General features: G+C 61.9%; 4 protein-coding genes. All 4 read left to right on the top strand.

The features are described from left to right. Positions 1-467 precede the first annotated feature (467 nt). On the top strand, positions 468-6,977 hold the full coding sequence (locus J3U87_RS06280; RefSeq protein WP_237382179.1) for a PKD domain-containing protein: 6,510 nt from the start codon (positions 468-470) through the stop codon (positions 6,975-6,977). A 1,721-nt stretch (positions 6,978-8,698) separates the two neighbouring features. After that, positions 8,699-10,747, top strand: coding sequence for a type VI secretion system Vgr family protein (locus tag J3U87_RS06285; RefSeq protein ID WP_237382180.1), 2,049 nt, complete (start codon positions 8,699-8,701; stop codon positions 10,745-10,747). A 24-nt stretch (positions 10,748-10,771) separates the two neighbouring features. Next, a complete protein-coding gene (locus tag J3U87_RS06290; RefSeq protein ID WP_237382181.1) occupies positions 10,772-11,812 on the top strand; it encodes a M91 family zinc metallopeptidase in 1,041 nt (346 codons plus the stop codon). A gap of 9 nt (positions 11,813-11,821) precedes the next feature. Beyond that, positions 11,822-12,391 (top strand): hypothetical protein, encoded by a 570-nt coding sequence (locus J3U87_RS06295; protein ID WP_237382182.1) that lies wholly within the window; start codon positions 11,822-11,824, stop codon positions 12,389-12,391. Positions 12,392-12,496 lie beyond the last annotated feature (105 nt).

Below are 12,496 nucleotides of genomic sequence, written 5' to 3' on the forward strand. Positions count from 1 at the left end.
TCATGTTCGGTGAAATCTCACACAAAATGTCTCGAAGAGAAAAACCAAACCCCGAAATTGGCCACGTGCCCTCGCATGACCAGGGTCGAGGGAGCGGAAATTCCCCTCCCCCAACCGTGAGTAAAAACAACCCCGATCCAGGCGAAATGACATAGAATGAATCGGATTCCCGGGCTTTCCAATTTCCCTCGAGGCGACGCTTACTTGTCCACCAATAGGCCTCATCCAGACTTGGTTCATTCACCAAATCGACGGTTTTCCGACCCTAATTTATCGTTCGTGATCTAGAACACTCTTTCACTATTTGTTTCACCTCAGACATTTTCTATATTGAAAAAAACCTATCTTTCTGAACCGTTCCGCCAACATCGTTCGATTATTTGGAGGTTTTCATGTACTCCTGTCGCCGTCACGCCAACTCTCGCACGCTTCCGAGCCTGTTCCTGGGCCTTCTTCAAGGAATCGCCATGTTTGGGATCTCGACCGCGTTGCCTGTGGCTGCCGTGAAGGCCGGCGAGATTGCCTTCGATACGCTGATCGTTCAACCGACCGGCCCCCAAACGATCGAGCAAGGTTCCGCCCTGACCTTCGCGGCCCAGATCGAGAGTGCCGAACAAATCGAGGTCAAATATATATGGACGCTTCGCAATAGCGACAGTGGCGCCACCCTGGATCAGCGCGAGGGCCAGACGACGACCTTCTTTTTCCAAGAGGCGGGCAACTTCCTCGTGCTCTGCGCCGCGGAAGACGTCCAGGGCAATGCGGACCCGACCCCGGCTTCGATCTCGGTTCGGGTCATCGGCGGGACCGAACCCGTGGAGACCGCGATCGTCTCGCCCACGTCGCCACCCCAGATCACGGCGGGCGAGAGTGTGTCCTTTTCCGCAACGGCCAGTGGCGGTACGGGTAACGGTTACGTGATTACCTGGAACGTCACGGGCCCCGCTGCCTCGCCCTCCACCGCGGAGGGTGAAACGGTCAGGATCACCTTCGAGGAGCCCGGCAATTACACGGTCTCCTGTGCCGCTCGCGACGAACAGGGTCAGATCGATGAAACGCCGGCCACCATCGCCGTCTTCGTGGAACAGGTCCAAACCGCACCGCCGGAGACCTTCATCGTCGAACCGCAATCCGATATGGAAGCCCAAGTCGGTGCGCGGATCACGTTTTCGGCCACGGCCGAAGGCGGCGCGGGCGGTCCCTATGGTTTCACCTGGCAACTGCAAGTAGGTACCAGCACCCAGAATTTCGACGGCGCTACGGTTACGATCACCCTCGAAGAGCCCGGGACCTACCGCATGTTGTGTGCCGCTACGGATGTGGGTGGTGAGACCGACCCCACTCCGGCCCAGCGCACGGTGGTCGCGGTGGCGCCCGTGGAAATCGAGACCACGATTACGAACCCTCAGGGAACCTCAACGATTCAGGTCGGCCAGTCGCTCACGTTTTCGGCAACGGCCTCCGGCGGCACGTCGCCCTACAGCTTCGCATGGGAATTGAGCGGACCGCAAAGCGAGCAACTGAGTGGTGAAACCGTCACATTCACCTTCCAGGAACCCGGCAATTACGTCATGAGCTGCAAGGCCACCGACGCCGAGAACCGCAGCGACGATTCTCCCGCATCGGTTCAAGTGGTCGTGGAAGAAGTCGTTTCGGAACCCATCGACACCGAGATCAGCCCCAGTGGCTCGCTGGAACTGCCTTTGGGTGAATCGATCAGCGTCTCGGCCACGGCCAACGGTGGAGACGGCGGGCCCTACAATTTCGCGTGGTCCCTGCAGGGGCCGGACGGCACCCAGGTCCTGAGCGGTTCCAGTGTCACCCTGACTTTCACCAATTCGGGCAGCTACGTGTTGAGCTGTACCGCCAGTGACGAAACCGGAAACGTGGATACCACGCCCGCCCAACTGAACATCGAGGTGGTCGGCACCAACGAGCCCGTCGAGACCCGCATCGAACCCGGCGGCCCCTTTGAAATCGACGAGGGCCAGAGCCTCACCTTCGAGGCGATCGCCAGCGGTGGCGTGGGCGGCCCCTACACCTACACCTGGACCTTGACGGGACCGAACGCCAACGAGACGTTCAGCGGTCCCAACCTCACGATCACCTTCCAAAACCCGGGCACCTATCAACTGCGTTGCGTCGCTGCCGATGCCCAGGGGAACCGCGACGACACACCGGCTTTCGTCGACATCACGGTCAACGAGATCGACGAAACGCCGGTCGTCACGCAAATCACCAGCCCGTCCACCAATTTGGAGGTGGCGCTCGGCCATCGCCAGACTTTTCGAGCCGCGGCAAGCGGCGGTTCGGGTGGGCCCTACACCTTCGAATGGACGATCGTGGAACCCGACGGCACCACCGACACGGATGAAGCCACGGAGATCGCAATCGTGTTCGACGAACCCGGAACCTGGCGCATCAGTTGTGTGGCTTCCGACAGCGACGGCGTCCGTGGCATCACCCCGGCATCGCGAACGGTGGTCGTCCTCGAAGATGCCGAACCGGTCAATACCGCGATCGTGGAACCCAGCGGTCCGGTGACGATCGACCAGGGCACGACCCTTTCCTTCGCGGCCGCCGCCGAGGGCGGGGCCGGACCGCCCTACACCTACACGTGGACCACCGACGTGCCGAACGGCACCAACACGGTGAGCGGCCAACAGGTCGCGATCACTTTCCCCGAACCGGGCACGTTCACGGTCGCCTGCGCGGCCACGGACAGTGCCGGCAACCAGGACACGTCCCCCGCCACGGTCACGATCACCGTGCGCGAACAGGATCGGGAACCGCCGCAGACCTTCATCACGGAGCCCCAGGGACCCATCGAGTTGACGGTCGGCGAATGGGCCACCTTCTCGGCCGCGGCCGAAGGCGGCACGCCTCCCTACCAATTCACCTGGAACATCACCTCCGGCAATATCACCTCACTCGACCTGCCGGGCCAAACCGTGAGCTTCAACTTCACCGTGGCCGGCACCTACCTGATGCGTTGCACGGCGACCGACAGTGCCGGCCTGAGCGATCCCACTCCGGCGACCCTGAGCGTCACGGTCCATCCCGAGCAGGTGGACACCGTGGAGACCGTGATCACCCAGCCCGCGGAAGACATCTCGGTCGCACAGGGCACCAGCGTCGTATTCCGAGCCACGGCCTCGGGCGGCGCCGGTGATCCGTTCGAATTCCGCTGGCAGGTCAACGGATCCGACGGCAACGCGGCGACCTTCACCGGACGCGAGCTTTCGTGGACCTTCGAGAATCCCGGCACTCACCTGGTGCAATGCACCGCCATCGATAGCGAGGGCAACGAGGATCCGAGTCCGGCGATCCGCCAAGTGACCGTGATCGAGGACAATCAAGGCGATCCGCCGGAAACGGTGATCGTCAGTCCGGAACAGGATCCGGTTTCGGCCCAGGTGGGCGACGTGATCACCTTCGCCGCGACGGCGCAGGCAAGCGACGACACGCAACTGTTCTTCGATTGGGAATTGCGCGACGAGTCCGGCCATGCCATCGAACGGTTCAGCGGCATCACGGTGTTCCTGACCGTTCGGGAGCCGGGTAACTTCACGATGGCCTGCGCAGCTCGCGACGCCGCCGGCAACCGCGATCCCACGCCGGCCACGCGCACCCTAAACGTAGCTTCGCAAGGCGGTCCACCGGAGACCCGCATCGTCGAACCCGATGGAGACCTGACGGTCGAGCCCGGCACGACGGTTTCTTTCAGAGCCGAGGGAGAGTCGGAAACGGACGACGTCCTGCGCTTCGTGTGGCAACTGACCGCACTGGAAACGAATGCGGTACCGGAATACGGAGAGGGCGCCCAGCTCAGTTTCACGTTCGAGAATCCGGGTGCTTACGAGATTCTCTGTGCCGCCGAGGACACGAGCGGCCGCAGGGATCCGACCCCGGATCGCCGGATCGTCACCGTGCAACGCGATGATACGGTCCCGCCGGAAGGAACCATCGTGGAGCCTCAGACGGATGTCACCATCGAACCGGGTGACACCGTGCGCTTCGTCGCCGGCGCGGACGCCAACGGCTCGCCGGTGGCGACCTTCCTGTGGCGGGTCTTCGGCGGAGAAGACCTCTCGACGCAGCGAGAGTTCGTGGGCCGCGAGGCCATCATCGATTTCGACGAGCCCGGCAACTACACGGTCACCTTGACGGCGGTCAGTCCCGACGGCATCCCCGACCCCAGCCCCGATTCGCGCACCGTCATGGTCGTGAGCAGCCGTCCCGACCCCGCGACCGAGGTGACGATCACGGAGCCCGCCGCCAACCTCAGCGTGGCCCAAGGCAGCAGCGTGACCTTTTCGGCAACGGTCACACCGGAAGAAACGTCGCTCGTCTGGGCGGTGATCCTGCGCGGTGCCGATCCCAACGGTCGTAGCTTCGAGGGTCCGACCGCGATCGTTTCCTTCGACGAAGCCGGGGTCTACGAGGTAGTGTGCGTGGCGCTCAACGCCGACGGCAACCCGGCCGCATCCGACAGCCGCACCGTGACCGTGGTGGGCTTGGGTGTGGAGATCGTATCGCCCACCGAGCCGGAGTTGCACATCGACACGGGCAGCACGCTGACCTTCCAGGGCAACGTCACCACGGGCGAGAACGCGGCACTGGAACCCTATTGGTATTTCGCGGACGCACCTCAGAATCGCACGTTCGGCACCACCTTCTCCCATACCTTCGCCGAATCGGGCATCTTCCAACTCTTTTTCGAAGCCCAAACGAATGCGGGATCGGTCGATCGCGATTTCCGCTGGATCCAGGTCACCGGCGTCGAACCCCTGGCGGTGAAGATCACGAGCCCCGACAATGGCGCCACCTTCGGAATCAACGAAAACTTCACCGTGGCCGCGGAGATCACGGGCGCCGACTCGGATTCGGTCGACATCGATTGGGTGGTCAACGGCGAGGTCTTCCAGGGTGGCCCCCAAATCGCGCAGGTCTCGATTCCGGAACCCGGCAACTACACGGTGGAAGTCATGATTCGCGATTCCCGCACCGGTGCGACCGCGGCCGACCTCATCCAGATTTTGATCTACGACCCCACCCGTTCGCTGATCGCGGAGATCATCGAGCCCTTGACCGATCTCCAGATCGTTCCCGGCGACACGATCTACTTCAAAGGCATCTCCAACGGCAGCCAATTCGGCGACGATCTGGTCCAACAATGGGAAGTGATCGACCTCGACACCGGCACCATCCTTCAAACGGCATTCGAACTGGGGAACTACACCTTCCCCAATTCGGGTCGATTCCAGGTTCGCTATTGGGTGACCTCGGATACGCTGACGAGCAACTCGGACACGCGAACCATCGAGGTGGGCGACGTGCCCTCCGACCTTTTCTCCAACAACGACAGCGAGGAACGCGCGGCGGACATCCAACCCGGCCGCTACGACGCGCTGACCCTGGACCGCGATCATTACTTCTCGATCGACCTGAGTCGCGGCGATCAGAACATCGAGGTCGGTACCCAAATCGAGGGTCAGGCCGATATCTCGGTCTATCGTCGCGAGGGCGATCAGTTGGTCATGTTGCGCACGGTACGCGTGAACGGGACCCGAGGGTTCCGGGTGAACCAGGTACCGGCCGGCACCTACCTGATTCGCTACCAACCGGTGGCGGGCAACAAGAAAAACCTCAGTTTCGGCTTCTCGGTGACGGTTCTGAGCCCGGCCCTGTATTTCCCGGATATCACGGACGACGCCTCGTTCTCCACGGAGTTGGGCATCGTCAACCCCAGTGACGAACAGATCATCCTGGAAATGGTGGGCTACAATGCCGAGGGCAACGTGGTGGCCCAGTCGTCCCGTGAAATCAAGGCCATGGGTAAACTGTCCGGCGACCTGGACGCCTTCTTCGACAATTCGGAGGAGGAGATCAGTTGGGTGGCGGTCAATTCACCGCGACGATTGCTGGGCTTTGCCCATACGCTCAGTCGCGACGGCGAGGAGGCCTACGCGACCTGTGCCGCCACCAAGCTGAGCTCGGAACTCTTCGTACCACACATCGCCCAGAAGACGTTCCAGTGGTACACCCGCGCCAACGTGGTCAACGGCACCGCCAAGACATCGACCGGTGAAATCCAGGCGGCCGGCGGCAACACCAGCGACCTGGTCAACTCGAAAAGTTTCTCGAAGGACCGGTTCCTCTTCGTGGACAAGTGGGATGGTAGCCTGCCCGAGGGGGCGGTGTGGGCCAAGTTCAAGGAAACCACCGAATCCCTGTCCCTGATCGGCAACGAGATCTTCGGCCGGGTGGACGGCGCGCGTCAGGTGGCCGGTCTCGGCCTGGCCGACGGCGAGCCCGACAATCCCAATTTCACCTATGTGGGACGGAACATCTATTTCACCCACGTGGCGCGCGATGTGGGCCAATTCTGGACCGCCTTCGCGCTGGTCAACGTCAGCGAGGCCGATACCGGCGTCCGCATCATCGGCTACGACGCCAACGGTCAGGTGACCGGAGAGAAAACGCGAACCCTGGCCCCTGGCGAGAAGGTGGTGGATCTGGCGGACGATTTCCTGAGCGGCATCGGATCTCCGGCCACGGTGGACTGGGTCGCGGTGGAAGCCGATTCGGGCATCGTGGGCTACGAATTGTTCGGCACCCACGACGACAAACGCCTGGCCGGTTTCGAGGCGACCACCTCGCTGCGGCAAACACTCACCTTCCCGGTGGTCGAAGCCGGCGACAAGTGGCAAGGCATCTCGGTGGTCAACGTCAACAGCCAGGAAGCGCAGCTCACTTTCACGCTGTACAACTCGGTCGGGACGCCGCTGCACAGGGTGCAACGCACCCAAGCGCCCAACACCAAGGTCCTGGCCACCCTTCGCGACCTGTTCTCGTTGTCGGAAATCCCGGCGAACGCCAGTTGGGTCCACTGCTCGTCCAGCCTGCCGATCGCGGGCTTCGAGCTGTTCGGCGACAACGAGAACAAGCGCATGTCGGCACTGATCGCGGAATGATCGAAAACCCGGCTTCCCGAGCTCGGGAAGCTGGGTTTCACCGGAGCCATCCGGTGCGGAGGTCCCGCATCGAAAGAGAGCCGCCAGGCCCGTAGGTTGAACAGCTTGTTCAACCAATCGAAGTAACCCAAGCAACAGCAATCAACTGCGCCAAAGAGCCAAGCCAGTTTTCGCCCATATCGAACACCAACCAGGTCGCAAAGCCCAAAGTCCCCGCATCACGAGATGGGCGTCGGGCCTGTAGGTTGGCCCGCCGGGCCGACGCATCGAAGTAACCCAAGTAACAGCAATCAATTGCGCCAAAGAGCAAAGCCGATCATTTCCCTCACGCCCCCAATCGGAAGCCGTAAAATCCAAACTCCCCGCATCACAAGATGGGCGTCGGGCCTGTAGGTTGGCCCGCCGGGCCGACGCATCGAAGTAACCCAAGTAACAGCAATCAATTGCACCAAAGAGCAAAGCCGATCATTTCCCTCACGCCCCCAATCGGAAGCCGTAAAGTCCAAACTCCCCGCATCTCCAGAGGGGCGCCGGGCCTGTAGGTTGGCCCGCCGGGCCGACGCATCGAAGTAACCCAAGCAACAGCAATCAATTGCGCCAAAGAGCAAAGCCGATCATTTCCCTCACGCCCCCAATCGAAAGCCGTAAAGTCCAAACTCCCCGCATCTCCAAAGGGGCGCCGGGCCTGTAGGCGGAGCTGCCAGCCTTACCGGCCCTGCTCCACCAATCGAAACGATGCCAGCTTCGGCTGATCATTGGCCCAAAGAGCGAAGCCGGTTCTTCTGCAGAAGGTTCTCCACCGAAGTGCGTTGCCTCGTAGTTCCCGCATGCCGAAAGAGGCGTAGTTGCCGTCGGTTGCTCAGAGGCGGTAAGCCGGCCCGAGCGACATGTCGAAGCAACCCAGCTAGCGTTTCCGTGGGTTACGCAAAAGCGTAGCCGATCCCTTTCGCCGAAGAGCCTCCGTCGAAGGAATCACCCACCTTGTTTCTGCCAGGGCACGACATCACTCTGGAGATGCGGGCACTACTAGGATGGATCGCTTCGAACGGTTCATCGGGCCGATGAACCTACCTGGCTTTACGTCACTCTGGAGATGCGGGCACTCCTGGAATGGATCGCTTCGAACTGTTCATCGGGCCGATGAACCTACCTGGCTTTACATCACTCTGGAGATGCGGGCACTACTAGGATGGATCGCTTCGAACGGTTCATCGGGCCGATGAACCTACCTGGCTTTACGTCACTCTGGGGATGCGAACACTGCTGGGATGGATTGCTTCGACGGGTTGAGCGAGCTGCCTGCGCGGCCCGGCTCAACCCACAGGCTTTGCATCGTTTATGCGGATGCGGGCCCTGCGGACAGTGACCCTTCGCGGGTCGCGGCTGGTCCACCATCCGGCCACTGTTCCCGATATCGCCAAAGCCCATCGATCGCGTCGCCCCCTTCCAGGAGCACCGCCGGGAAAACCGAACGAGCCCGAAAACCATATAGATATAGGATTGTGGGCCCCTCGGGCGAGCCCTATCTTTGAAGGTGTAACGGATACGAGCCCGCCAACGTCACGAATACGCGGGCCGGTATCGCTTATCAATATGATTCACCGTCGGATATCGACGCATCGCTGCACCAATGATTATGAACCTCGGGCATCCGGTTCCGCGCCGTTCACCGCCCCTATCAGCGATTTCGTCGACCGACCGCGCGAAGGGCAGGTAGCACCGTGAGTTTATCGTTCGAGCACCAAGAAGATTCAGGTTCTTCATCGGGCGGGGACATCCCCACCTACTTCCATCAAAACAACACCGAAGACCTGCTGTGGCAAGGCCCGGGCGGCCCCTGCACCGTCGTCGAGATGCAACACTCGGAAACCCTTTCGGAGCCGGCGCTCACCCGTGTCACCCTGCGATTCGGCGATGTGCTCGATCCCCAGGAATTGTTGCACCGCCAAGGTGCCCTGGTTCTCAAGGCCGGCGAGCAACAACGCGCCAATCGTTTCTTCTCGGGCGTCATCACCCAGGTGAGCCAATCCAACACGGTCCACCACCACCTCAACGCCGCCACGCGCAAATCCTACGTCTACACCCTGGAAATGCGGCCACGCCTGTACCTGCTCAGCCGGGTTCGTCGTTCGCGGGTCTACCAAAAGATGACGGTCCCCGAGATCGTGACGGCCCTGCTGCGCGAAAACGGCATCGTCCACGAGTGGCGCCTCCAGGGCCATTTCAAGGCCCGTGAATATTGCGTGCAGTACAACGAGAGCAACCTGGACTTCATCCAGCGGCTGCTGGAAGCGGAAGGGATTTACTTTTTCTACGATCACGAGCAGGGCAAGCTGATTCTGGTGGACTACATCGGGGCCCACACCCTGTGCCAACCCACACCCCATGCGGACTACGTGGAAGGCGCCTACCAGCTCAAGGAGCGCGACCGCGAGGGCCTGCTCTCGGCGCGCTACAGCGTTCGCCTCGATTCGGGTCGGGTCGCTTGCCACGACTACAACTACCAGACCTCGCAGATCAACCTGACCGAGGACGGCGCGATCGCCAACCCCGCCGTCGACACCGCGCTCGAGGTCTACCTCCACAACACGCTGCACGCCGACAACGACGGCGGCGCCTCGCTGGCCAAGTTGGAGCGAGAGATCATTCAGGCCAACTTGGCCGCCTTGATCGGCGAAGGTAATTGCCGCTCCTTCGCCGTGGGGTTCCTATTCGAGTTGCAGGGTCATTTCGACCCGTCGCTCGACAAGCGCTGGATGCTGACCGAAATCGAAGCGTCGGCCCAGCAAGGCAGCTTCCACTGTCGCTACAAAGCCGTTCCCGGCGACGTCATCTTCCGCAAGGCGCGCACCGCGAGCGCGCCGAAGGTGCGTGGACTCCAAACCGCGGTGGTCACGGGGCCCGAGGGCAGCGAGGTCTACCTGGACGATCTGGGCCGTTGCAAAGTCCAGTTCCACTGGGATCGCGAGGGCGAGCGCAACGACCGGAGCTCGATGTGGGTGCGGGTCAACAACAACTACGCCGGCAAGAACTACGGCATGCAGTTCATTCCACGGGTCGGCCACGAGGTCCTGATCGAGTTCCTGGAAGGGAATCCGGACCATCCGGTGGTGATCGGCAGGGTCTACAACGACGACCAGGCACCGCCGCTCGGGCCCGCACAAAAGTACCAAAACGGGTTCAAAACCATCAAGGACCACCACTTCATCATGGATGACATCGACGGCAAGGAGTTGGTCGACCTGCGCTCCGCGCGCGACATGAAGGTGGAAATCGTGCACGACGATACGGAAACCATCGGCAACGATCAATCGATCCAGGTCGGCGCCAACCAGAGCCAGTCGATCGGCGCCAACCAGACCGAGAGCGTCGGCGTGGACCGTACCATCTCGGTGGGTCGCGACGATACGCTGACGGTCAACCGCGATCGCAGCACCACCATCGTGCGCAACGAGGAACGCGAAGTCCTGGGGAACCACCGCAAATCGGTGGCCTTCTACGATACCGAGTCGGTGGGCATTTCGAAGTTCCTCTCGGTGGCCGCCAACTACGTCATCAGCAGCCCGTTCATCAACCGCAACGCCAATATGATCACCGAAACGGTGAGCACGGACATGACCCTGAACATCGGCGAAACCCTGACCATCACCTGCGGCGCCAGCTCTCTGACCCTGGCCAAGGACGGGACCGTCACTCTCGCGGGAACCACCATCAACATCAACGGTTCCAACCGGGTACAGGTCCAGGGCGGCCGGATCGATCTGAACTGAGTCACGAGCGGCAGGAGGAACGCCATGGGGAAACTGGCAGCCTATCAAAATGGCGGCGAAACCATTTCGACCCCCTCTCCGATCAACGGGACCCCGGCCCCGATCGACATCTACGTCGCTCCGGCGGCCTCGTCGCCCGTGCCCTGCACCAACGTGGCCGGTTTGGATGTGGCGGTCGACGTCTCGCAGGACGTGTACATCAACAGCAACAGGGTCGTACGACTGGACACCACGGTACCTACTTCGCTGAGCGCCGGCGCGCCGCCCGGCGGATTCGGCATCACCTCGGGCCAACCACCGCACAACGTTTCGGAAATGGTTTCGGGAAGCGCCACGGTCTTCGCGAACGGGGAACCGCTCATCCGTCACCGCGACCCGACCACCCAAAGTGCGGCCAATTGTGACGGCGCGGTCAAGCTGGCCAACGGCTTCTCGACAGGCAACGGGATCGAGATCGACAGCTCCCTGACCGAGGCCGAGCAGCAGCAGATCATCGACGCGATGGACCTGCTGTACGAGCGGCCCCGCAGTCGCGAATTGATCGAGACCATGCAGGACACCGCGAACAACCAGGGCCACACCACCACCCTCACCCTGACGCCGGACGGCAACGCGGCGGGCGGCTACAGCGACGGCAGCGCGCGGTTCATGGTGGATCCGCCGGCCGGTTCGTCGGATCCACCCACGCCCGGAGTCGGAACGAGCCTCACGGTCTGGTTCAATCCCACCCGAACCTTCGCGGGCACGGCGATGGAACGACCACCCGAGGTGGGATTGGCCCACGAGCTGGTTCACGCCTACCAGGCGATGGCCGGCATCATGATTGATGGAACTCGGCAAAACCCTGGCCACTCGAGACCCACTAACATAAGAGAGCTCCAAGCGGTCGGTCTGGAGGAATTCGCCGACGACCCCTTCACCGACAACGCCTTTCGCGAGGAGCGCGGCCTTCCCACACGCGACAGCCACGACAACACCAACACCTTCGATTACATCCCCACCAACGTGCCGCCCATCGCCTGGGCCACGGGGACCGGCGGCGAATCGCTGGTCTACTCCGGTTGAGGAGATCCCATGACCATCAAGACAGAAACCGAAGCGCTCGAGATCTCCTTCAACGTCCACAACACGTCCGGCCGCACGGTGTATCTCTACGAACCGGATCCGCCCTATCTGCTGCCAGGCTTGGACGACCGCCTCCTGATCCTGTTCGGGCGATTACCCGTGCCGGAGGATCACGACGTGGAGGTTCCCGAAACGCCAGGGGTCGCGATCCTTCGACCGGGAGACCTGCTGCACCGCAGGCTGAACCTGAGATTGCCTGTCGAAAAAAAGTACCCCTACCCGGTATTTCCGCTGGGAACCCGGGCCACGCCCACCGTGCTTCGCAAGGTACAGGTCGCGTTTGGGTACGTCGCCGGCGACCTGGACATGGGCATCGGGTATTTCGGAGAGCAGGAGGTCGCGACTCCCAAGATTTCGGTGACCCACCAGGCCTTCGTGCTGTCGCCCCTGTTCGAGATCGAGGTACCCGCACAGGCCTGGAATTGGCCTTTTCACGCACCCGAGGCCGAGCTGAATCCATCGATTCAGACCCAGGTCAGTGCCAAGATCACATCGCATTCCGACTTGCAGGCAAAGTGAAGGAGCCCGTAGCGAGCTCGCTTCACCTACATAGCCCCACCACGGGGGGATCCCGGCCGACTCATCTGGGGAGGTAAGTCGGTCGGGATCCAACTTTTTTCGGTG

Origin of the sequence: Sulfidibacter corallicola, assembly GCF_017498545.1 — a bacterium.
Classification (GTDB): domain Bacteria; phylum Acidobacteriota; class Holophagae; order Acanthopleuribacterales; family Acanthopleuribacteraceae; genus Sulfidibacter; species Sulfidibacter corallicola.